Here is a 22,480-nt window from a genome sequence, read left to right on the forward strand (position 1 = left end):
CGCAGGGGAGACGACGACATGGACACCGCGCCCGGCTTCAGCATGGTGGTCAGCCAGAACCGTTATCTGTCCACAGAGGACGACGAGATCCACGCCGCGCTCGTGGTGACCGCCGAGGGAACCTCGGGAATCGAGCCGTCCGCCCAGGTGGCGCAGGTGATCGCCATCGACTGCTCCGGGTCGATGCGGATGCCGCCCACCAGGTTCGCCGCGGCGCAAAAGGCGACCAAGGCGGCGATCGACGCCTTGCGCGACGGCGCGATGTTCGCCGTCGTCCAGGGCACGAACACCGCGCGGGTGGTGTATCCGCCGACCGGCCTGGCCGTGGCGAACCCGCAGACCAAGCGCGCGGCCAAGCTGGCCGTGAGCGACCTGCGGGCCTCGGGCGGCACGGCGATGGGCGAGTGGCTGCTCATGGCCAGGCACCTGCTGGCGCCGCACCGTACCGCCGTGCGGCACGTCATCATGCTCACCGACGGCATGAACGGCGAGTCCCGCACCTCGCTCGACCGCGTCCTGGAGACCTGCCGCGCGGACTTCTCCTGCGACGCACGCGGCATCGGCGTCGACTGGAGGCCCCACGAGCTGCTGCGGATCGCCGAGGTCCTGCACGGCACCGCCGACGCCGTTCGCGACTACGCCGACCTCGCGGCCGACTTCGCCGCGATGACCAAGTCCGCCATGGCCAAACTGGTGCCCGAACTGCGGATCCTGGTCCGCACCACGACGTCGTCGCGCCTGGACTTCCTGCGCCAGACCCATCCAACCGAGGCCGCCCTAACCGGGACGACCGACGACGGCACGACCACGTTCACCACCGGCTCCTGGGCCGAGGAGAGCCGCGAGTACCACCTGCGGCTCACCGTCGACTCGTCCGGCCACGCGCTCGACACCGACATCCGCATGGCCCGCGTCGACCTGGAGATCCGCCCGCCGGGGGCGACCGAGTTCGTCAGGGCGAGCCCGCCGAAGGTGGTACTCGCGCACTGGACCGACGACCTCAAGCTGTCCAGCCACATCGACCCGAGGATCGCCCACTACACCGGCCAGACCGAACTCCGCCAAGCCGTCCTGCGCGGCAGCGAAGCCCACGACAACGGCGACCTCGACACAGCGGCCGCCGAGTGGGGCACCGCCGTGGCACTGGCGACCCAACTGGCGAACGAGAAGATCCTGGTCCGCCTCCGGCGACTCGTCGAAGTCATCGGCGACCCATCCGACGGCGTCGTCCGCGTCAAGGACACCCTGCGGCCCGAGGACCTGCTGTCAGTGGTCGTCGGATCAACCCAGTCCAGCATGAGCATGGCCGACTCGTCAGCGGCGTCATCCCCCATGGACGTCGACACGCCGTCCACCCAAACAGAACTCGCGGTGACCTGCCCGACCTGCGGGCGCGACTGGCCCGACACGGCGGCGTTCTGCGGCGGCTGCGGCACCCGACTGTGACCTCACGACAAGGAGAGACCACTGTGGACACAGGCATGGAACTGGCCCGCTTTCCCTTGGCAAGCGGCGGATCGGTCGTCGTCGAAGTCGACGCGCAACCGGGCGTCTCCCGAGCAGGCCGCCCAGCCCGCGTGATGCGGGAAATGCAAGGCGCCCTAGAGAACGCGGTCGGCGAAGTCCGCGACGCCGCCTCGGCCGCACTGGAACAGTTCACCGCCATGACCCGCCCACCGGACGAGGTGGAACTGAAATTCGGCATCAAACTCGACGTGGAAGCAGGCGCCGTCATCGCAAGAACCGGCGCACAGGCCCAGTTCGAGGTAAAACTCAAGTGGCGCAGGGACGACCTCCCCATCGAAGAAGACGTGGTCGAAGAGTCCTAATTAGAACGAAACCCACAACGAACGCAACGGGCCAAGCAAAACGGCCTGTTTGGGTGGTTCGCCTTGATTTGGGGGAAATGGGCCTAAAATCGCGGTGCGGGTGAGGTTCCTTGAGCTCGCCTTTTGACCCGCACAGGCCCATTTCTAGGGGCCCCAAATCAAGGCGAACCACCCAAACAGGCACCCGAAGACCAAGAAGGCTCAGCCCCGATAAGGATTCCCCGGCAGCGGGAGCCGGTGCCGCTGGGGCACTTCCTTGAAATGTTCGTCATAAGCCCGCTGCAAGCTCCCATCAGCCCGCATATCCCCAAGAACGCTGTTCACGAACCGAATCAGATCCTCCTGGTCCGCCCGCCCGCTCATAGCGATCCCCGCCGCGCCCAGCCCCTTGCCGTCATCCGTGTCGTGGTAGTCCAACACCACGGCCCCCGGATCCTGCTGCCGATACCCCTCCAAGATCAGCACATCGGTGTAGATCGCATCGACCAACCCGCGTTGCAACAGCATCAGGCACTCACTCGTATCGGCCACCGCGACCGGCTTGACCTCGGGTTTTCTCGCCGTCCGCTGCTGATTGCGCAGGTCGATCATCTCGTCACTGTTCGTGGTCCGGTCACCGGAGCACACCTTCCGACCGCCGAGATCAGCGGGCCCCGCGACGTTCTTCAAGCCCGCGCGCACGAGTAGGCCGCTGTTGGTGGACAGGTAGGGAATCGAGTACCGCAGGCCGTAGTCCCGTTCCCTGGCGCAGGTGATGCTCACGTCGGCGATCACCATGTCGACGTTCGGGACCTCAGACCGTTCGGGTTTCGCCTGTCTGGCGGCTGAGTTCTTGTCCGTGTCCAGCGAGTACAGACGATTTCCGGTCGGCAGGGTGACCAGCCGCAGCCGGGGGTCGCCTGGGGTGAAGTTGGGCAGCAGGGCGGCGGCGATCCGGTTGGCGATGTCGATCTCGAAGCCCTGGAGTGTGCCGGTCACCAGGTCGCGCTTGCTGAAGAACGGGGCGGTCTGGCTGACGCCGATCACCAGCTCGTTCTCCTGGCGGATCAGGTTCACCTTGTTCCCGGTGGGCTTGCCGTCGCCGCCTTGGGCGCCGTTTCGGGGGTCGACGCTGACGGGTGCGTTCGCGCAGCTGTCGCTGCGGTTGGGGGACTCGGTGTACCCGTCGGGCAGCACCACCGGCGCTGTGCGGTCGGGGCGGGACTCGGGCGCGGTGGCGGCGCACGCGGTGAGCAGCGCGGCCATGGCCACGGCGATGGCTGTCCTCATCGGTAGTACTCCACGATTCGGCGGCGCAGGCCCCACACCGAGGCCGCGGCGGCGGCGAGCATGGTGGCTGGGAAGTAGATGTCGAGGTCGGCCAATGCTTCCCGCGCCGAGTGGGTCGACGCCTTGGAGCGGCTGGTGTGGGTGTCGATCAGGGTGGTGAGCAGCGTGTCGAGCTGTTGGGCGTGGGTCTCCGATGCGCCGGCGGGCGGCTCGGTGATCATGACGGCGAGTTCCTGGAACACCGGCGGCTTCTGCTGGGCCGACGGCGTGGCCCGGTTCAGCAGCGCCAAGTCGTGCTCGCGCCAGGACCGCAGGGCGGTGAGCGCCGGTTCGACCTGTTCGGGTCCGGTGGCGGTGCCCGCCTTGACGATGTCGTCCTCGATGCTGCGCAGGGCCCGGTCGAGCGAGCCGATGTCGCCGACCTTGGGGAAGATCAGGATTCGGGCCTCGGCGCCGTCGGCCTCCCGGCCGAGTTTGCGCGCCTGGGCCAGTGGTGCGGTCAGGTCTTCGAGTTCGCGGGCGCCGTCGGCGCCGCGTACGCCCGCGATGTGCACGTCGACCGTCAGCCAGACGAGCGCCCCGGCCACCAGCACGGTCGCCACCGCCAGGCCGCGGTTGACCCGCCGCCGGGTGCGTCGGGTGACGAACCGCTGCGCCGCCACCAGGACGATCAGCGTCGCCGCTCCTGTCCCCAGCGTCACCCACGGCGTGCTTCCCGCCGCCCGCTGCGCGTCGACCAACGCGCTGGTTTGCTGACCGCGCAACGCTTCGGCGATCGGCAGGATCCGGGTGCGGACCAGGTTCGACGCCTGCGCCAGGTAGGAGGTGCCGACCGGATGTCCCGCGCGCAGGTTCGTCCAGCCCGTCTCGACCAGCCGGGCGTACTCGGGCAGCAGGTCGGTCAGTTCCTGGATCTGCTGACTCGGTGCCGGGTCCACGCTGCGCGCCGCCGCCGTTCGCAGCGCGTCGCCCGCGTCGAAGATGTCCTCGCGGAACCGCGCCCGCACCGGAGCGCTGCGCTCCGGGTCGACCAGCACCGCGTTGAGCGAGGCGGCGTCGGCGTCGGCCAGGCCGCGGTACACGTCGAGTGCGGCGGAGGTCAGTTCCCCTTGGCGTGCCACCGCCTCGTCCAGCCTGCCCTGCCGCTCGGTGACGGCGGCCCACCCGATGCCGCCCACAGCGATCGCGGCGACCGCCGTGGCCGCGGCGAACAGGGTGAGCTTTCCCTCGGTCCGGCGCAGGAAGGACTTGACCCGGTCGACTGGGACCGTTCTCACCCGCGCCACCTCCAGGGACGACGACCGTCGAATTCGATCATCATCTCTTATCGGCGGCTGCCCTGGTTCCGTTTCGGCACAGGCGGGCTATGGCGGCCTCGACCTGGCTACCGTCGTACTCCCGGCGACCGAAGGTAACGCCCATCGAGGGCGGCTTCGATCAGCCGTCGAGCAGTTCGGCGAGCAGGCCGCGCACGCGGCGGTCGATGTCGTCGCGGATCGGGCGGACGGCGTCGATGCCCTGTCCGGCCGGGTCTTCGAGCGCCCAGTCGAGGTAGCGCTTGCCGGGGAAGACCGGGCAGGTGTCGCCGCAGCCCATGGTGATGACCACGTCGGCGTCCTCGACGGCGCCATACGAGAGCTTGGTGGGGATCTCGGCGGTGATGTCGAGCCCGAGTTCGGCCATGGCCTCGGCGGCGGCGGGGTTGACCTGCTCGGCGGGCTCGGACCCGGCGGAGGCGACCCGGACCCGGCCCATCGCGTAGTGCCGCAGCAGCGCGGCGGCCATCTGGGAGCGGCCCGCGTTGTGCACGCAGACGAAGAGCACCTCGGGGGCGGTCATGCTGTGTCCTCCGGTTTCAAGACGGTGGCGAGCGCGACACCGATGGCGGCGCCGACGAGTTGGGCGGCGATGAACGCCAGGACCGAGGACGGCGCGATCCCGGCGAACGAGCCGGTGAGCGCGCGGCCGACGGTGACCGCCGGGTTGGCGAACGAGGTCGACGAGGTGAAGAAGTAGGCGGCGAGGATCCAGGCGGGCACGAACGCGGCGGCGAGGTGGCCCCGGCCGGAGCCGACGAGCATCTTGATCACGAGCACCAGCCCGGCGGTGGCCACCACCTCGCCGATCAGCAGGCCGAGCCCGGCCCGCTGCTGCCCGGTCCACTGCACCAGCGGCTGGCTGAACATCGCGTGGGCCAAGACGGTTCCGGCGCCCGCCCCGACGAGTTGGGCGCCGATGTACGCGCCCGCCGCCGCCCAGGTCCGGTTTCCCGCGACGGTGTCGACCAGGGTGACCGCCGGGTTGAAGTGCGCGCCCGACACCGGGCCGAGCACCGCGATGAGCACTCCAAGCACCGCGACCGTCGCGAAGGCGTTGCACAGCAGCTGCAACAGCACCTGGCCGGGGGCGAGCACCTGCCCCATCACTCCGGAGCCGACGACCGTGGCCACCAGCAGTCCGGTGCCCAGCGCCTCGGCCACGACCTGACGCGCTTCTACCGGAGCCTTCACCCTTGACCGCGGCAGGCCTGCCGACTTCGTCCCACCCGCCACGCGCCGCACTCCAGATCATATTGAAGAAGGTCGATAAGGGGAGTTCAACACGGACATCGACTACAGTCAATATTATGAGCGAGGACGTGACCATCGCGACCCGGCAACGGCGCACCAAGGCGCCCGGCGACGCCGACTGCGGCACCGACCCGCTGTGCTGCGTGCCGCTGGGCGACGCCGGATTCACCGAAGCCGACGCCGAACGCGTCGCGAACGTCCTCAAGGCCATGGGCGACCCGGCCCGGGTGCGGGTGCTCGCGCTCATCCGCGGCGCGCTCAGCGGCGAGGTGTGCGTGGGCGAGTTGGTCGAGCCGCTGGGCCTGAGCCAGCCCACGGTGTCCCACCACCTGCGCGTCATGACCGAGGCGGGCCTGCTGCGCCGCGAACGCCGCGGCAGCTGGGCCTGGTACTCGATCAACGCCGATCGCCTCGCCGAGATCCGCACCCTGCTGGCCTAGCACTAATGGCTCGTCCAGGAACGTCGACCAGGTCTCGACGTGCCCACGACGCCGCTGCTCGCGTTGCGGGAACAGCCACGTACACCCGGTACGAGCACTCCACCGGCAAGCCGAACAACCCGCCGATCATGCCGGGATGGGACGGATTCGACGTGCCCGCCGCGGTCGGCGCCGAGTTCGACGCGCCGGTGCTGGTCGACAACGAGGTCAACCTGATGGCGCTGGGGGAGCACGCCGCGGAGTTCCCCAACGACGAGCACATGATCGTGGTCAAGGCCGCCACCGGCATCGGCGCGGGCCTGATCAGCAACGGCGCCCTGCACCGGGGCGCCGCCGGTGCGGCGGGCGATCTCGGGCACATCCAGGTCCCGAACGGCGGGGACGTGCTGTGTCACTGCGGCAACACCGGATGCCTGGAGGCGGTGGCGGGCGGCCCGGCCGTGGCGGCCAACCTCCGCGCCCTCGGCGTCGACGCGCACACCACCGCCGACGTCGTGCGGCTGGTCCGCTCCGGCAACCCGGAAGCAGGCCGCGTGGTCCGTCAAGCGGGCCGCGACATCGGCGAGGTCCTGGCCGGGTGCGTCAGCATGTTCAACCCCTCGCTGATCGTCATCGGCGGACTCGTCGCCCAAGCCGGGGAGACCCTGCTGGCAGGCGTGCGCGAGTCGGTCTACCGCCGCTCCCTGCCCCTGGCCACCGGAAACCTGCGCATCGTCGCCTCCGGCGCGGGCACCGAGGCAGGCGTCCTCGGCGCCGCGGCCATGGTCGTCAAACACATCCTGTCCCCAGAGATCCTCGACGCCTGGCTCACGACGGCCGACTAGGCGCTGTCGCACCAGGTCGCTGCTGGCGGACAAAATCACACCGAGGGGCGGCAGTGATCGAAACGGTGCTGGTTCTGTCCTTGTTGTGCCCGCACGTACGCTGTCCTGGTGCCCGAGACGATGACCAGTCGGCCCAGGCGAGCGGTGCTCGTCCGGTTGCTGGTCGCGCTGTTCCTCGTGGCCGGGGCGCTGTTCGGCATGCACTGCGCCTCCGATGGGCCCCAGACCGCGGGCCACGCCGCGACGCACCTCGCCGAGTCGGTCATTGAGACCGTCGCGATTGTCACCGAAGTCGCCCCGACGTCCCATGGTGAGGGCGCACCGACCGGGCTCCTGGCGTTGTGCGTATCGGTGGCGGCCGCCGTCCTCTTCGCCTGCGCACGGTTGACAGGTGCGCTTGACGTTCAGGTGCGAGCCCTCCCGCCGCGCCGAACCAGCGGGCGACCTGCCGTTGTCTTCTCCTGTGTCGATCTGACCCGGCTCTGCGTGCTGCGCACGTAGGAGAGGTCTGTCCGCACCCGTTCGCGGTGTTCGGACGTCCGACTCCGGTTCCGACCAACACACGGAAGGCGCGCTGCCGTGGATCTTCTCGCTGTCCTGCTCACTGGCTTGTTCGCTGGTGGGATCTCCTGTGCCGCCGTCCAAGGTGGCCTACTCGCCGGGCTTGTCGCCCGGCAACGCTCCGGGGAAGACCCGCACCCAGAGCGCTCCGCACTCGCGCGGCTGGGCGACGACCTCGCCCCGGTCGGCGGATTCCTCGCAGGCAAACTCGTGTCACACACCGTGCTCGGGGCATTGCTCGGCGCGGTCGGAGGGGCGGTGCAGCTCTCGCTCGGCACCCGGACGGTACTGCAGCTTGTCGCGGGCGCCCTGATCATCGTCTTCGGCCTCGCGCAGCTGGGCGTGCCCGGCTTCCGGCGGATCGTGGTCATGCCGCCGCTGCCGTGGATGCGAATGGTGCGCGCGCGGTCGCGGTCGCAGGCCGCGTTCGCGCCCGCCGTGCTGGGCCTGGCCACCGTCGCGATCCCGTGCGGGGTGACACTTTCGGTCGAGGCGCTGGCGCTGACCTCCGGATCGGCGCTCTCCGGCGCCGCGGTCATGGCCGTGTTCGTGCTCGGCACCGGCCCGTTGTTCGCGTTGCTCGGGTACGCGGCCCGCAAGGCAGCCACCGCCTGGCGCGGCAAACTGGCCGTGGCCACCGGGATCATCCTGCTCTTGACCGGGCTCTACACGGTCAACGGCGGGCTGGAGGTCGCCGGGTCGCCCCTTGCCGCGAGCAGGCTACTGGCCACGAGCGACGGCGAGGCCGACCGGAGCGCGACGACGGTCGACCAGGACGGCGGCCAAGTCGTCGAGATCATCGCGACAGCAGGGTCCTACCGCCCGCCCAACGTCGCCGCGCGCGCCGGTGTGCCGACGACACTGCTGGTGCGCTCGCAGAACGCGCAGGGCTGTGTCCGGGCACTGGTCGTGCCCTCCCTGGGTATCGAGCGGACACTGCCGGTGCGTGGTGAGACCCGCATCGATCTGGGCGTTCTCGAGTCGGGCACCCTCGAATACTCCTGCGCCATGGGCATGTACACCGGCGTCATCACCGTCGCTTGACCTTCGTCGGACCGCCTTGCCGTTGGTACCCCCTGGGGGTATGTTGGTGATAGCTGAAGGAGGCGCGCGATGCACGGTTACCCGTCCGACAGGGACGACTACAAGGCGCTGCGCTCCCGATTCGCCGGTCCCCACCACTAGTAGGAGTAATCGCATGTCTCAGAACACCTACACCGTCACCGGAATGACCTGCGGGCACTGTGTCCAGTCCGTTCGCGACGAGGTCGGCCGCATCGACGGTGTCACCGCCGTCAAGGTCGATCTGCCGACCGGCGCGGTCACTGTGGACAGTGCCCGCGCGCTGTCCGACGACGAGGTTCGCGCCGCGGTCGAGGAAGCCGGATATCAGCTGACCGCCTAGAACCCACGGTGGGGTAAGGACAAGACATGAATACAGCAGCGAAGCTCACCGCCTACGGTGCGGCGCTCGCCTTGGCCGCCGGTGGCGCCTGGGCGATCGGCACCGCTGTCGGCCCCCTGTCCGCCGACTCCGCGGCGCGGGCCGACGGACACGGCGGAGCCCACGGCGGCACCGTCGCGGAGAGCACGCCGAACGACCTGCCCAAGGGGCTGGCGTCGTCCAGGGGCGGATTCACCTTCACGCCCACCCACGCGACGCTGCCCTCTGGCTCGGCCCAGCAGTTCTCCTTCCGGATCACCAAGCCCGGGGGAGACGCGCTGACCGCATTCGACATCGCACACGACAAGCCACTGCACCTGATCGTCGTGCGACGTGATACGTCCGGGTTCCAGCACGTGCACCCGACGATGGCGGCCGACGGCACGTGGTCGGTCCCGTTGAACCTGCGGCAGGCGGGCAGCTATCGCGCCTTCGCCGACTTCGCGCCGACCGGCGCTGAGCCGCTGACGCTCGGCGTCGACTTCGCCGTCCCCGGCGACAGCGTCCCGGTGGAGCACCCGGAATCCCGAGTGGCCACAGTGGACGGATACGAGGTCCGGCTCACAGGTGACCTCGTGTCCGGGTCGTCGTCCAAAGTGGTCCTGTCGGTCACCAGGGACAGCAAGCCGGTCGGCGACTTGCAGCCGTACCTCGGTGCGTACGGCCACTTGGTCGCGCTGCGCGGTGGAGACCTCGCGTATCTGCACGTGCATCCCGAGGGTGTGCCCGGGGACGGCAAGACCCGACCAGGTCCGAATGTGGTGTTCTTCGCCGAGGTCCCGAGCCCCGCCGTCTACCGGCTGTTCCTCGACTTCCAACACGATGGTGTCGTCCGCACGGCCGAGTTCACGGTGTCCACCAACGAGACCACACCGTCCACAATGTCCACACCGTCCACATCGGCCTCGGCAGGCCACGGTGGCCACAACTGAGAGCGGAGGATTCATGACCGCGAACATCGTTTCGTCCCGCCCGGCCGAGATCGAACTCGCCATCGGTGGCATGACCTGCGCCTCGTGCGCCAACCGGATCGAACGCAAGCTCAACAAGCTCGACGGCGTGACCGCGACGGTCAACTACGCCACCGAGAAAGCCAAGGTCACCTACACCGACGGGATCGACCCCGCCGACTTGGTCGCTCAGGTCGAGGCCGCCGGCTACACCGCGACCCTGCCCCGAGTCGAGCCTGAGGCGGCGCCCACGGGCGATCCGCTTCGGCAGCGGCTGATCGGGTCGATCGCTTTGTCCGTGCCGGTCGTCGCCATGGCGATGATCCCGGCGCTGCAGTTCACCTACTGGCAGTGGATCTCGCTGGCGCTGGCCGCTCCGGTCGTGGTCTGGGCCGGGTGGCCGTTCCACCAGGCGGCCTGGGCCAACCTGCGCCACGGCGCGGCCACTATGGACACTCTGATCTCCCTGGGCACCCTCGCCGCGTTCGGCTGGTCGCTCTACGCCCTGCTCTTCGGCACGGCGGGCGAGCCGGGGATGACGCACCCGTTCGAGCTGACCATCCAGCGGATGGGCGGCGAGGCGAACATCTACCTGGAGGTCGCCGCCGGGGTCACCACGTTCATTCTCGCGGGCCGCTACTTCGAGGCCCGAGCGAAGCGGCGGGCGGGTTCGGCGCTGCGCGCCTTGCTGGAACTGGGCGCCAAGGAAGTCGCGGTCCTGCGCGACGGCGCTGAGGTCCGGATCCCGGTTGACCAACTCGCGGTCGGTGACCTGTTCGTTGTCCGGCCGGGCGAGAAGGTCGCCACCGACGGGGTCATCGAGGACGGCAAGTCCGCGGTCGACGCCTCGATGCTCACCGGCGAATCGGTGCCCGTCGAGGTCGGACCCGGGGACCCGGTGGTCGGCGCGACCGTCAACGCGGGCGGACGGCTCGTGGTCCGGGCCACCCGGGTCGGTGCCGACACGCAACTCGCCCAGATGGCCAAGCTCGTCGAGGCGGCGCAGACCGGGAAGGCCCAGGTCCAGCGCCTGGCTGACCGAGTCTCGGGCATCTTCGTCCCGATCGTCATCGGCTTGGCGCTGAGCGCGTTGGCGTTCTGGCTCGGCGCGGGCGCGGGCCCCTCGGCCGCGTTCACCGCCGCCGTCGCCGTGCTGATCATCGCCTGCCCGTGCGCGCTCGGGTTGGCCACGCCGACCGCGCTGCTCGTCGGCACCGGCCGCGGCGCCCAACTCGGCCTGCTCATCAAGGGGCCGGAGGTCTTGGAGTCCACCCGGCGCGTCGACACCGTAGTGCTGGACAAGACCGGCACCGTGACCACCGGGAAGATGGCCCTGGTCGACGTCATCACCGTCGACGGCGTCGAGGAGACGGAGGCACTCCGGCTGGCGGGCGCGGTCGAGCACGCGTCGGAGCACCCCATCGCCCAAGCGATCGCGGCGGGCGCCCGGCTGCGGTCCGAACTGCCCGCGGTCGAAGACTTCTCCGCGACCGATGGCCTGGGCGTGCAGGGCGTCGTGGACGGTCACGCGGTCGTCGTCGGCCGCGCTGAACTCCTGCGGGAGTGGGGTCTCGACCTGCCCGACGACCTGGCCGCCGCCAAGTCCGCGGCCGAGGCGCGCGGCGAGACGGCCGTCGCGGTCGCTTGGGACGGGGTCTCGCGGGCAGTTCTCACCGTGGCGGACACCGTCAAGCCCACGTCGGCGCAAGCGGTGCGGATGCTGCGCGAACTGGGCCTGACCCCGATCCTGCTGACCGGCGACAACCGGACCGTGGCCGAGGCGGTCGCCCGGGACGTTGGCATCGACGAGGTCATCGCCGAGGTCCTGCCCAAGGACAAGGTCGACGTCGTCGCCCGACTGCGGCGCGAGGGCAAGGTCGTGGCGATGGTGGGCGACGGCGTGAACGACGCCGCCGCGCTGGCCACGGCCGACCTCGGGCTGGCCATGGGCACGGGCACCGACGTCGCGATCGAGGCCAGCGACCTGACCCTGGTCCGCGGCGACCTGCGCGCCGCCGCCGACGCGATCCGCCTGTCTCGGCGGACCCTGGCCACGATCAAGGGAAACCTGTTCTGGGCCTTCGCCTACAACGTCGCGGCGCTGCCCTTGGCCGCGGCAGGCCTGCTCAACCCGATGCTGGCGGGCGCGGCGATGGCGTTCAGCTCGGTCTTCGTGGTCACGAACAGCCTGCGGCTGCGCCGGTTCACCTCGACCGCGCGCTGACAACACGAACGGCGCCCCCGACCGGATTGGCCGGGGGCGCCGTCGTGCGGACGAGAATCGCTGACGCGACCGGGATCGGACGCGCGTCGCGGCACGGCTCCGCTACGGGAGGCTGAACTCCTGTGTTTGCGGGTTGAGGTGGTCGAGTCTCATCGCACCGCCGGTCGTGTTACCGCTGAGGCGGAAGATGTTGACGCCTTCGGTGATGCTCGACTCGTAGATGAAGTTGTTGTACCAGTAGGAGGACCATGCGCCGCCGAGGTCGGGCGGGCTGATCGCGGGCGGGTCGGACCAGCCGACGGTTACCGGGCTGGCGGGGTTGGTGAACTCGGTGGCCCAGGTGCCTGCCTGGTAGTGCCCGCCCACGGCGACGTAGCGCCCGCTGCGCAACGGCACGATGTTGTAGTTGTGGACGGTGCAGTTCTCGGCGACGCCGTCCTGGCCTCTCGGCAGGACCCACTGGCCGAGTTTGGCTCCGGTTTGAGCGCTGTAGAAGAACAGGCTCTTGTCGACCGCGGGGTCAGTGGTCTGGCATTCCGGCTCGGCGCCACCACCGGGTTCCCACCCGGCGACGAGGATCTGGCCGTCCCAGCTGAACGAGGCCGAGTGCCAGCGGCCGTTTGTGCCTGCCTGTCCGACGCCGGGTTCGCTGACGACGAACAGGAACGCGGGGTCGGCCAAGCTGCCTCCGGGCAGCGCGTTGGCGCCGACGTCCCAGACGTTGATCGCGTCCGCGCTGGCGCAGGCCAGCAGGTTCACCTGTCCGAGGATGAGACCCGCGTCGTGGCAGCCGGTGCGCACGTTGGTGATCGGGCCGGTGAGAGGTTCACGGCGCAGCAGGTTCGCCCCGGCCGGATTGGCCAAGGGGACCTCGATGACGTCCATGAAGTCGCCAACGGGGTCGTCGTTGGCGCGGGTGCCGTCGACGCATCCCGCGCTGCTGGAGTTGTTGCTGTAGATGATCAGCCGGTTGCCGTCGCGGGCGCCGGTGAGGGTGTGCGAGCCGCAGGGCAGCGACACCGCGGTGAGCAGTGCCGGGTTGACCGGGTTGCTGATGTCGAAGACGTGGACGCCTTCCCAGCCCGCGGGGACCGTCTGGCCGTCACAGGTGCGGGCGACGGCCTTCTTCGAGTTCCATGAGCGGACAAGAATGTTCTCCCACACGAAGATGTCGCCCTGATCGCCGTTGCAGCGCTGGTGGGAGATCTCCAGTGGATTGTCCGGGTCCGAGATGTCGATGACGCGGAAGCCGTCGTAGTTTCCGCTGAAGGCGAGGTTTCCCCAGAACGCGAGGTCGGAGTTGATGTGCCGGACCCCGTCTGGTTCGCCGAGGAATGTGGCGGGGTGCGGACTGTGGCCTTTGGCGTGCATGTTCTGGGTGTGCGGGTTCGTCGCGTGGTCGGCGGTCGCGATGGCCGGGGCGATCAGGACGCCCGCGGCGACGAGTGCGCCGAAGATGAGTTTGGTGTGCCGTGACATGCGACATCCTCCTTGGGTGTGGTGAGGTCGTCACGGAGTGGGTGGCCGGGTGAGGAATCGACCCGGCCACCGGCGTCGACTACGGGAACATTCGTTCCTGCGTCTGTGGGTTGTTTCGCTGCAGCAAGGCTGCCCCTGCGACCGCGGAATGGTTGATCGCGAAGACATCCACGCCGCGAAGGATGTCGTTGCCATAGATGAATCCGTTGTGCCAGTACGACGACCAGGTGTTCGCGGCGATAGGGTCGCCCGGCCGGTAGAACCCGAGCTCGACGGGGTTGGCCGGATCGGTGAGATCGGCGACTGTCGTCCCACCGGTGTACGCGGCTGAGACCAGGATGTCGCGGTCGACACCAGGCACATAGCTGAAGTTGTGCATCGTGCACACACCTGGTTCCACCCGCGGAATCTTGTAGTGGCCGAGCTCGGACGCGGTCGCCACGTCGTACGTCCACACCGCGCCGGTCGTCGACTGATCCACGGCCCGGCACCGCGCGAGCGCGCCGCCGCCTGCTTCGTCACCGAAGGTGACCCGCCGTCCGTCCCAGGTGAACTGAGCCGAGTGCCAGGCTTTGACCTGGGGTGTTGTGATGGTGTGCAGGACCTTGGGATGCGCGCGGTCGCTGATGTCCCAGATCTGCCCGACGCTCAGACACGCCGCTGCGGCCAGGTTCAACGGCTTGAACACGGTGATGTCGTGGCATCCAGTCGTGTTCTGCAGCACCGGCGCGGAGAACTCCAGTCGCGTGTGGTCGAACACCGGGACACCCGTCGTCTCCGGTGTCGAGACCACTTTGGCCTTCTCCGGGTTGTTCAACGCCACGTGGATCACCGAGATCTTGCCGTGGAACTGCTGGCAGTGCGGGCCGACAGAGGTCGTCGTCACCGCGTAGGAGGAGACATAGATGAACAGGCTGCCTTTGCCTGCCGGTGACAGGGTGTGGGTGTGAGAACCACAATCGGTCCGTACTGAAGCGATGTGTTTGATGTCGGCGGGGTTGCGCACGTCGAAGATCCGCACGCCCTCCCACGCGGTCGGGTTCGCCGCGGTCGTGTTGGCGCTGTCGCACTCGGGTTTGGTCTGCGGAGTGTCGACCGATGAGAACAGCAGTCCGTTGTAGATCGAAACATCGCCCTGGCCACCGTTGCACGGCTTGAACGCGACCTGACTGGCCGCGCCCGGGTTGGAGATGTCGATCACGCGGAAGCCGGAGAAAGCGCCCGCGTAGGCGTAGTTGCCTTCGAACGCCAGGTCGGACTGAGTCGCGCCGTCGACCTTGGGTAAGTTCTTGAGTAAAGCCATGTTTGCGCTATGCAGATCGGGTCCGCCGCCCCCGGTGGGCGGGTGTGTCCCGCCATCGTGGTCCGGGTCGTGGGCGTAGGCAGTCGCCTGCGCCGATACCAACGCGGCGGAGGCGAGAACGGTGACGCAGGTAAGCCGCCATGTTCGTCTCACGGCAGCTCCTCCTCTCGGGTTTGCGAGCAGTGAACTCGGGCAGGCGACGCCCCCGGCTGTTTGTCGGGGGCGCCACTGGCGGGCCCGACTCAGCCGGTGAAGCGGAAGATGTAGAGGCCGAAGTCCCGGTCGCTGCCGAGGATGTACTTCTGGCCGGTCTCGTCCTTCCAGACCTCCACGCCCCAGAAGTTGTTGCCTCCCTGATCGATGAAGGCGCCGACTTCCTGGATACCTGTCTTTCCGTACTTCACCACGCGGAATCCGGCCGCGTAGTAGGAGATGTAGGCGATCTCGCTGTTGTCGGGGTCCATCGCGACCTCGTGCACCGAGAGATCGCCGAACCCGATGGCGTAAGCCGGGTCCTGCGCCTCGGGGACGCTGTAGGTGTCGATCTGGGTGATCGAACCCGGGACGCCGACCTTGGGTGAGATCTCGGTGCCGAACAGCCTGACGTAGCCCCACCCGTCGAACACCGCGCGGATGGTCGTGGTCGCGCTCGGGCTGCCCGCGGCCGGGCTCGGCGTGGTGCACGCGTTCGCCTCGGTCACGCCCGCGATGCCGAGCAGTTGGAGCCCGCGGAGCCGGTTGACGAACACATAGGGGATGCCGCCGCTCGCGAGCATTGTCACGCCCGCCAGGCAGTCGGCGCGAACGTTCTGGAACACGATCCCAGCCGTGTAGCCCGCGGCGGTGATGTTGTTCAGTTTGGCCTGGAAGGTGCAGGTGCCGCGTTCGACGAGCGCGGTCCCGCTCCCGGCCGGGAGCGCCGCGCAGGCGTTGCCGACGTAGGTCGTCGGCCCGCTGATCTCGGTGTCCTGGTCGATCGGCGGGGTGTCACTGGCCTGCGTGGCGATGTAGGACGTGCCCGCGTACGGGCCGGAGTCGATCGTCGCGATCACCCGGAACGGGTTGAAGTCCTCGTCGGTGCCGAGCAGGAACTTCTTGTTCGGCGACAGCTCGGACTGATGGGAGTTGCCCTCCGGCGAGATCGAGTGCCCGCGGGCCAGCCGCTGCTCGTCCAGGGCGGCGTAGTCGGACTCGGCGATCAGGGTGACCTTGCCCGGACCCGGATCGGTGACGTCGAGCAGGACGTAGCCGCCGTCCCAGTAGTTCATGTTCATCACGTACCGCTGACCGATCTTGGTGATCATCATGTCGTGGCTGAACACCGAGGTCAGGTTCGTCGGGGTCGCTTGGTCGACGCCGAACAGCACGTCAAGGTCGAGCGTGTCGTTGACCATCACCGGGTGGAACGGGTCGGTGATGTCCATGATGTCGACATCGGCCTGCTCCTCGTCATCGACGAGCACGACGTAGGTCTTCCCGTCGAAGTTGTTCGTCCACATGCGCATGCTGTGGGTCTGGTTCGGCGCCGGGTCGAGGCCACCGCCGGGGTTGGTGAAGTCACCGGTGTGCAGCGCCACTGGCTGCGGGTGCCGCGGGTCGGTGACGTCCCACAGCGAGATGCCGCCCGAGTTCGGCGGCGCGGGCGCGGCACCGGGGCAGGTCTCGTTCTGGTGGGCCAGCAGGTCGCCGGAGAAGTACGCGTTGTCCACGTGCATGACCTGGATGCCCTCGCCCGCGTACGAGCCCGCGCTGGTGGGGATGAACGCGTCGAGGACCTCCGCCGGGTGGGCCGGATCGGAGATGTCCACGACGTGCACGCCGGTCTGCCCGCACGTCGGCTCGCGGAACGCGTTGAGATAGGCGTAGTCACCGAAGGCGGTGACGTCGGCGACCCGGCCGGTGTTGCCGGTGCCCGCCGGGTTCGTCACCTCGGCCCTACCCACCAAGGTGACGTTGTTGTTGACCGGCGGCAGGTGACCTTCGGTGCCGTCGTGCTGCTTGTACATCCCGTCGGCGACGCCTTCGCCGGGAAAGTCCTCACGGCCGCCGCTGCCAGGATGGTCCGGGTGGGCTTGGGACACACCGGTCACCATCACACCGACGACCAGGGTGAGGGAGCTGAGTAGGGCTGTTCGACGCAGTCGACGTTGACCACGCATGTTCGCCTCCCGGGGTGCGCAGTTCCCCCGACTCGGCGAAACTATGCCTCGGTCGAACGTCGTGCAAGGGTCGCAGGACACGGCTCGACGAAAGTCCCCGAAATGGCCCATCCGGCCTCACTGGAAGGAACTTCTCCGGGATGCTCCAGTACAGTCGTGGAATCTCCTGTCGAGAGGTGGGCAGACGATGCACGGGCTGGGCGACCTGGAGTCTTCGGTCATGAGTGTCCTGTGGGACTCAGAGGACAGTCTCTGTGTCCGCGACGTGTTGGAACGTCTGGACACCGGCAAGGACCTGGCCTACACGACCGTCATGACGGTCCTGGACAACCTCCATCGCAAGACCTGGGTCGAACGTGAACGGGTCGGTCGCGCGTTCTACTACTGTCCTTCGTACACCCGGGCGGAGTTCGCCGCCCAGTCGCTTCGCCACGTGCTGGAGGCCTCCGGTGACCCGGAGGCGGTGCTCCTGCACTTCGCGCGGTCGGCCACCGCGGAGGAGACCGAGGTGCTGCGCAAGGGGTTGCGCAGGAGGTCGAACAAGCGATGACGTTCACGGTCGCGATGCTGCTCGGCGCGGCCGTCGTGGCCATGCTGGGGCCGCGCTGGCTGAGCGGGCTGGCCCGCCGCGGGGTTGATCCGCTGGTGTTGTTCACCGCGTGGATCGCCTCGATCGTGAGCGCGGTCCTGATGTCCACCAGCGCCGTCGTCGTGTTGATGGTTCCCGACCACAACCCGGTCGGCGATTCGTTCACCTTCCTGCTCCACGGCGTTACGTCGGTGGCACACGGCCTCAACCCGCACGCCGAGGAACTCATCGGCCTCGTCGGTACGGTCCTCATTGCCTGCCTGACGGTCCGTGCCGCGGTGCTCGCGATCCGGTCGGCGATCCGCCGCCGCCGGGCCAACCGCCGCTACCTGGCCGAACTCGGGGTCAGCGCGCGAACCGCCGACGGGGTCCTGTGGTTGGACCACGAGAGTCCGCTTGCCTTCAGCATCGCGGGCCCGCCGGGCGTCATCATCGCCACAAATGGTCTCAACAGGACGATGAGTCCGGCCGAGGTCGCCGCGGTCCTGGCCCACGAACGCGCTCATCTGCGCGGCAGACACCACCTCCTGGTCGCCCTCGCCGACGCCGTCGCCGACGCCCTGCCGCTGGTGCCGCTCGCCCAGCGAGCACCCCGGGAGTTCCGCGTATTGGCCGAGCTCAGCGCCGACACCCAAGCCGTGCGGTTGCACGGTCGCGCCGCACTTCGCGCCGCGCTCATGGCCGTCGCGAGCGGACCGACGCCGATGGGCAGTCTCGGCGTGACCGGCGGCGAGATCACCCACCGGTTGCGTCGCCTGGAGCACGCCACCGGGACCGGGCCCCTGGGCAAGACAGTCGGTTGCGTGACCGCACTCCTCACGGCGTTCACGACACCGGTCGTGGTCGCGCTCGCGGTGCTCCAAGTCGCCGTGCTCACCGGGTGCTGACGCGACCCACCTACGACTCCGGTTAGTACGATTGTAGTTAGTAGATATGGCCGCTGACCTGCGAAATTCATCTACTAAATTTGATAGTACGAACGCTCGTAGTATTTTGATGGCGCCGTATTGTCAGGCCTGAGTACCCGGATGAGTGCGGGTAGTGCGATGGCGACGCGGTGCGCTCGTCTGGCGACAAGCTCTTGAATCTGGCGGAGTGCCTGCGGCGGATCGCGTCCGCTACCTGGTCGCGGACTCCTTCCCCGAGGGGAGTCCAAGGTGATCGGCAAGGGTTCCCTGAGTGCAAGCCCCGATCTGATCTGAGGTTCCCCCTCGGGCTGCGGCGCAGCCGCCGCCCGGCCAGGCCAATTCCCGGGTATGAACCGGGCGATCCGCCTGCGGCACAGGCATCGAAGGCTTGCGAGTACGAACGCTATGGAAGCGTCTCCACGGACGTCAGCAGACCTGGCATCTCGGCCAGGGCGCGGCGCAGTGTGGCCATCCGGCGCGGTCCCAGCCCGGCTTGCCAGCGGTCCTCAACGTCGACAATGGCGGCCGCCGCGACTTGCACCGCTTCCCAGCCCCGGGGGGTGAGACGCACGATCTTGGCTCGGCCGTCGCGGGGGTCGGGTGCTCGTTGTACGTAGCCCCTGGCCTCGAGGTAGTCGACAAGTTCGGCCATCGCGCCCTTGGTGATACGGGCTTGCTCGGCCATGGCGGTGAGTCGGTTGCCGTCCTGACCGATCGTCTCAAACACCTTGCCGTGGGCCGGGCGGATGTCGGCGAAGCCTGCGGCGTCGAGCTGGCGGTGCAGCTCGGCCTCCAGTGCCCGATAGGCATCGTCGAGCAGGGTCGAGATGTCTGGTTCTGTCACGAGAGCGGCGGTCCCACGATCTCGTAGCGGTACCGCGACTGCATCTCCGCCATCTGTTCGGCATCAGGTGGCCCGTCGGGTAGCGGCCCGAACGTCATGGCCTCAGCCGGTGCGCCCATCTCCCGGAACTCGTTCTCGGCACCGCCGGGCACCATCAGGCACAACACGCGGGCGGTCTCGGTCTGGCAGCGGAACCCGTGCGATACCTCGCGCGGCCCCCAGACGAACGTGCCGGGCGGGGCGTCGATCAGCTCCTCGCCGAGGAGGTAGGTCAGGTGGCCGTCGAGCACGTAGAAGGCCTCGTCCTCGCCGTGATGCACGTGCACCGGCGGCTCACCGCCCTGGTACATGCGGATCTCGGTCACCGACAGCTGCCCGCTGGTGTCCGCGGCGTCGGCGAGGAACGAGAACACGTGGCCGAAATACCACGTGGAGTTTGCTTTCGCGGCCGCTCGGGCGTAGGGCCGAGATGTGGTCGTGGTCATGCTTCCCTCCAATTAGTTCGGCTCCCGAACGAGATGGTACTGCTCCCGAACTAACGGGGCAAGCGTCCGCTGTTGTGGATAGGGCAGGTGCAAGTCTGGCTTGAGCCCAAAATCACGGCCAGTTACTCATCCGCTACGCACCCGACGCGACGCCTCCAACGTCCTGTCATGCCCTTGGGGTCGAGAGGTCCTCGCAACACCCCGGTTCAGGGGATGCGATGGACTTTCAGATCCGGGCGGTGCAACCTCGGCAGGCGAGGCCGCGAACGAGGCTCGGGAGTCGAATCGGCAGCCTGGAAGACGGCCCCTGTCTGGGGTGCCCGCGTTGCGCGGTGGATGTTGATGTTGTGGCGCGCCTCCGTGCCTCACTCTCGAACCCGAGTTTGAAGGTCAAGGGTTTGAGTAAGACAGGTTTGGTGCCCCCGGCAGGACACGCAAAACATGGGCAACATCATCGTCCGACGCCGGTTGTGGCGGTACCTGCACGTCGCGGTCGGCATTTGCGCTGTTCAGTGCGATGATGGTGGCCGACTGTTCCACGGCTGGCACCGTTTCACCGCGTAGGGTGGCGCGGATCGTGACGTTGCGGGTGGCGTGGTCGTAGTAGATCTTCATGCCACAGGCTTCGTACAGACCCCGCTGCAGTGGGTCGGGTGCATCGGCCAGGGCGAGCGACAGTTGCGGCAGCATATCGAGCAGCTCGGGCTGTTGAGGCTGTTCCCGTTCGGCCACGATTCGGAGCTCGTCCAACTCGGCCAGTTTCGCCCGTCGCTGGTTCTCCAGGTCGGCGAAGCGAGCGCGGAGCCGTTCGGCCCACGCGCGTCCGGCCTCGTCGTTGTCGTCGAGGGTCTTGGCTTCCCGCTCATCCATGAGGTTGTCCTGGCGACGGCCCAGCTCGGTGATGGCCTTCTCGAGCGCCGCGATCCGGTTCTTGTGGTCTTGGCGTTGGTGGGTGCCTTGCTTGGCCATTTGGTGCCGGAGGAGCACGGCGCGGTCTTGGCCGAGGACCCGTTGGGCGAAGAAGGTCTGCACGCAGTCGAGCAGTCGGTCTTCCCGCACGTACACGGCGCGGGGGTGGTCGGCGTAGTCCTGTGGGTTCCCGACGCGGTCCAGTTGCGGTTGGCAGGTGTAGTAGGCCAGTTCCTTTCGGCGGGTCTTGCCGAACATGCGCTTGTTACACGAGACGTGGTGGACGTAGTGACGCAGGACGTAGGTGCGTCGGGTGGCTGGGTGCCGGTTCGCTCCGACCATCCGGGAGCCCTGTCGGCTGGTGGCGATCTCCTGGACTTCCTTCCACATCTCCAGGGTGACCAGCGGCTCGTGGGTGGGCTCGGGTGACCAGATCCACTTGCCCGGCGGGTTGAGCTTCCCGCCCTTCTTGCTCGCCCGCCGATTCCAGACCATGTACCCGGTGTATTTCGGGTTACAGAGGATGTCGCGGACCGAGGAGACCGTCCAGCAGTTGCGCGCCCGCTCGCGTCGGTTGGGCTGGGGTGGCAGGTAGCGGTCGAGGTCGAGATTGAGGCGTTCGGCGATCTCCTTGTAGGCGAGCTTCTCGTCATGGCGCCAGAGGAAGATCTGCGTCGCTGTCTGCCCGCGTTCGGAGTCCACCAGCAGCCGCGACTTGGTCTTGCCCTCCTCGCGTTTCGCGGCGACGGGGTGTTCGATCTTCTGGAGGGTGTAGCCGTAGAGGGCCTTGCCGATGTTCCAGCCCTGCTTGGTGTGTTCGCGGAAGCCTTCCCAGGATTGCTCCAGGGTGTGCCGGAGGAACCACTCGCCGACGCCCTGCTTCATCCGGCGGACCAGGATCTGGGTCGCGCGCTTCTCAGTGATGGAGATCGGGCCTTCGTCGGCGGCGAACAGCGGGACGCCGACCTTCTCCAGGGTGTGTTCGAGCTGGGTGGACTGGTGGGTCCAGCGGGCAGCGCGTTCGATCTCCTCGACCACGACGGCCTCGAACCGGCGGCCGGGATGCTGGGCTTCAGCGAGCAGGTCGGCCAGACCGCCGTCGCGGGGGATCGGGATGTTGAACGCCTCGTGGGCGTTGCCCAGACCACGCTGGTCGAGGTCCTTGCGGGAGGACTCCACGTCGTAGAAGAACGCGACGATGACGAACCCTGGCGGCAGGACTTTGCGGCAGTTGTCCAGCTGCCGGGGTAGCGACAGCGTCGGGTCTTGAAGGTCACGGGTCGAGGTGCGCAGGAACACCGCGACCGGGACTTCGCTAACCCCGCCGCCGAGCCCGACCAGTGCCGTCATGTCCTCCTCGGCTGCCTGCGGGCGGCGCAGGGCCAGCGGTGCGGAGTCGGAGTGAAGGCCGCTCATGCCGCTCGCCCCTCCTCGGCCGCGCGCCCGGCACCACCCTGCTCCAAGGTGCTCGTGGCCTCGCGGTGGGCGAGCCAGTTCAGCAGCGCGGAGATGGCGGCTGCCTGCGCGGCGGCCACCCGCTCACCTTCCTCGCCGTCGACATAGCGGATGTCGAAGGTCACAGTGAGCCCGTCGCAGACCGCGTCGACACCCGGCGGCAGCGACACCGGCTGGCGGGTTCTCGGCCCGGAAGATGATGTACGCCTCGTTGACGGTGAGCTGCTCGACTCGGGTC

At 68.4% G+C, this 22,480-nt stretch carries 22 protein-coding genes; 11 read left to right on the forward strand and 11 right to left on the reverse strand.

Annotated features, from left to right (window positions below):
- The first annotated feature begins 18 nt into the window (after positions 1 to 18).
- Positions 19 to 1,446 carry a VWA domain-containing protein gene (locus tag BN1701_RS00730; protein WP_082859583.1) on the forward strand — a complete coding sequence of 476 codons (1,428 nt, stop codon included), beginning with the start codon at positions 19 to 21 and terminating at the stop codon, positions 1,444 to 1,446.
- Between the two features lie 23 nt (positions 1,447 to 1,469).
- Positions 1,470 to 1,829, forward strand: coding sequence for a CU044_2847 family protein (locus tag BN1701_RS00735; protein WP_304439905.1), 360 nt, complete (start codon positions 1,470 to 1,472; stop codon positions 1,827 to 1,829).
- A 201-nt stretch (positions 1,830 to 2,030) separates the two neighbouring features.
- On the opposite strand, the gene BN1701_RS00740 is transcribed toward BN1701_RS00735, so the two are convergent.
- The 4 genes from BN1701_RS00740 to BN1701_RS00755 form a co-directional block, all read right to left on the reverse strand.
- The gene (locus BN1701_RS00740) at positions 2,031 to 3,098 is read right to left on the reverse strand and encodes a transporter substrate-binding domain-containing protein (RefSeq protein WP_054044501.1); all 1,068 of its coding nucleotides are present in this window, start codon (positions 3,096 to 3,098) and stop codon (positions 2,031 to 2,033) included.
- The gene (locus BN1701_RS00745) at positions 3,095 to 4,375 is read right to left on the reverse strand and encodes a hypothetical protein (RefSeq protein ID WP_054044503.1); all 1,281 of its coding nucleotides are present in this window, start codon (positions 4,373 to 4,375) and stop codon (positions 3,095 to 3,097) included. Before BN1701_RS00745 ends, BN1701_RS00740 begins: the two co-directional genes overlap by 4 nt.
- 160 nt (positions 4,376 to 4,535) lie before the next feature.
- A complete protein-coding gene (locus tag BN1701_RS00750; protein ID WP_054044505.1) occupies positions 4,536 to 4,937 on the reverse strand; it encodes an arsenate reductase ArsC in 402 nt (133 codons plus the stop codon).
- Positions 4,934 to 5,650, reverse strand: a complete 717-nt coding sequence (locus tag BN1701_RS00755; protein ID WP_369800462.1) for an aquaporin — start codon at positions 5,648 to 5,650, stop codon at positions 4,934 to 4,936. Before BN1701_RS00755 ends, BN1701_RS00750 begins: the two co-directional genes overlap by 4 nt.
- Before the next feature lie 74 nt (positions 5,651 to 5,724).
- Between BN1701_RS00755 and BN1701_RS00760 the strand changes: the two genes are divergently transcribed.
- The 7 genes from BN1701_RS00760 to BN1701_RS00790 all read left to right on the forward strand — a co-directional run bounded on the left by BN1701_RS00760 (position 5,725) and on the right by BN1701_RS00790 (position 12,111).
- Positions 5,725 to 6,108, forward strand: coding sequence for a helix-turn-helix transcriptional regulator (locus BN1701_RS00760; RefSeq protein WP_082859584.1), 384 nt, complete (start codon positions 5,725 to 5,727; stop codon positions 6,106 to 6,108).
- Positions 6,109 to 6,113: 5 nt separating this feature from the next.
- On the forward strand, positions 6,114 to 6,932 hold the full coding sequence (locus BN1701_RS00765) for an ROK family protein (protein ID WP_082859585.1): 819 nt from the start codon (positions 6,114 to 6,116) through the stop codon (positions 6,930 to 6,932).
- A 108-nt stretch (positions 6,933 to 7,040) separates the two neighbouring features.
- On the forward strand, positions 7,041 to 7,433 hold the full coding sequence (locus BN1701_RS00770) for a hypothetical protein (RefSeq protein ID WP_157367705.1): 393 nt from the start codon (positions 7,041 to 7,043) through the stop codon (positions 7,431 to 7,433).
- Between the two features lie 78 nt (positions 7,434 to 7,511).
- Positions 7,512 to 8,537 (forward strand): sulfite exporter TauE/SafE family protein, encoded by a 1,026-nt coding sequence (locus tag BN1701_RS00775; RefSeq protein ID WP_054044513.1) that lies wholly within the window; start codon positions 7,512 to 7,514, stop codon positions 8,535 to 8,537.
- A gap of 154 nt (positions 8,538 to 8,691) precedes the next feature.
- On the forward strand, positions 8,692 to 8,898 hold the full coding sequence (locus tag BN1701_RS00780) for a heavy-metal-associated domain-containing protein (protein ID WP_054044515.1): 207 nt from the start codon (positions 8,692 to 8,694) through the stop codon (positions 8,896 to 8,898).
- A gap of 26 nt (positions 8,899 to 8,924) precedes the next feature.
- The gene (locus tag BN1701_RS00785; protein ID WP_054044517.1) at positions 8,925 to 9,869 is read left to right on the forward strand and encodes a hypothetical protein; all 945 of its coding nucleotides are present in this window, start codon (positions 8,925 to 8,927) and stop codon (positions 9,867 to 9,869) included.
- A gap of 13 nt (positions 9,870 to 9,882) precedes the next feature.
- Positions 9,883 to 12,111, forward strand: coding sequence for a cation-translocating P-type ATPase (locus tag BN1701_RS00790; RefSeq protein WP_054044519.1), 2,229 nt, complete (start codon positions 9,883 to 9,885; stop codon positions 12,109 to 12,111).
- A gap of 102 nt (positions 12,112 to 12,213) precedes the next feature.
- Here the strand turns inward: BN1701_RS00790 and BN1701_RS00795 are convergent, their stop codons facing one another.
- The 3 genes from BN1701_RS00795 to BN1701_RS00805 form a co-directional block, all read right to left on the reverse strand.
- Positions 12,214 to 13,590: an LVIVD repeat-containing protein gene (locus BN1701_RS00795; RefSeq protein ID WP_054044521.1), complete on the reverse strand. Its 1,377-nt coding sequence runs from the start codon at positions 13,588 to 13,590 to the stop codon at positions 12,214 to 12,216.
- Between the two features lie 79 nt (positions 13,591 to 13,669).
- Complete coding sequence (locus BN1701_RS00800; RefSeq protein WP_054044523.1) at positions 13,670 to 14,893, reverse strand: LVIVD repeat-containing protein; 1,224 nt, start codon at positions 14,891 to 14,893, stop codon at positions 13,670 to 13,672.
- Between the two features lie 242 nt (positions 14,894 to 15,135).
- On the reverse strand, positions 15,136 to 17,052 hold the full coding sequence (locus BN1701_RS00805) for a PA domain-containing protein (RefSeq protein ID WP_172803166.1): 1,917 nt from the start codon (positions 17,050 to 17,052) through the stop codon (positions 15,136 to 15,138).
- A gap of 187 nt (positions 17,053 to 17,239) precedes the next feature.
- Here BN1701_RS00805 and BN1701_RS00810 point away from each other — a divergent pair, with 187 nt between their 5' ends.
- Complete coding sequence (locus BN1701_RS00810) at positions 17,240 to 17,602, forward strand: BlaI/MecI/CopY family transcriptional regulator (RefSeq protein WP_054044527.1); 363 nt, start codon at positions 17,240 to 17,242, stop codon at positions 17,600 to 17,602.
- Positions 17,599 to 18,528 (forward strand): M56 family metallopeptidase, encoded by a 930-nt coding sequence (locus BN1701_RS00815; protein WP_054044529.1) that lies wholly within the window; start codon positions 17,599 to 17,601, stop codon positions 18,526 to 18,528. Before BN1701_RS00810 ends, BN1701_RS00815 begins: the two co-directional genes overlap by 4 nt.
- A gap of 424 nt (positions 18,529 to 18,952) precedes the next feature.
- On the opposite strand, the gene BN1701_RS00820 is transcribed toward BN1701_RS00815, so the two are convergent.
- The 4 genes from BN1701_RS00820 to BN1701_RS00835 all read right to left on the reverse strand — a co-directional run bounded on the left by BN1701_RS00820 (position 18,953) and on the right by BN1701_RS00835 (position 22,412).
- Positions 18,953 to 19,393, reverse strand: a complete 441-nt coding sequence (locus tag BN1701_RS00820; RefSeq protein ID WP_054044531.1) for a MarR family winged helix-turn-helix transcriptional regulator — start codon at positions 19,391 to 19,393, stop codon at positions 18,953 to 18,955.
- On the reverse strand, positions 19,390 to 19,878 hold the full coding sequence (locus BN1701_RS00825) for a cupin domain-containing protein (RefSeq protein WP_082859587.1): 489 nt from the start codon (positions 19,876 to 19,878) through the stop codon (positions 19,390 to 19,392). Before BN1701_RS00825 ends, BN1701_RS00820 begins: the two co-directional genes overlap by 4 nt.
- A gap of 390 nt (positions 19,879 to 20,268) precedes the next feature.
- The gene (locus BN1701_RS00830; protein ID WP_054044533.1) at positions 20,269 to 22,203 is read right to left on the reverse strand and encodes a recombinase family protein; all 1,935 of its coding nucleotides are present in this window, start codon (positions 22,201 to 22,203) and stop codon (positions 20,269 to 20,271) included.
- Entirely contained in the window at positions 22,200 to 22,412 is a 213-nt protein-coding gene (locus BN1701_RS00835; RefSeq protein WP_054044534.1) for a hypothetical protein, read from the reverse strand. The genes BN1701_RS00830 and BN1701_RS00835 overlap by 4 nt, the downstream gene beginning before the upstream one ends.
- Positions 22,413 to 22,480: the final 68 nt, after the last annotated feature.

Origin of the sequence: Alloactinosynnema sp. L-07 (assembly GCF_900070365.1) — a bacterium.
Taxonomy (GTDB): Bacteria; Actinomycetota; Actinomycetes; order Mycobacteriales; family Pseudonocardiaceae; genus Actinokineospora.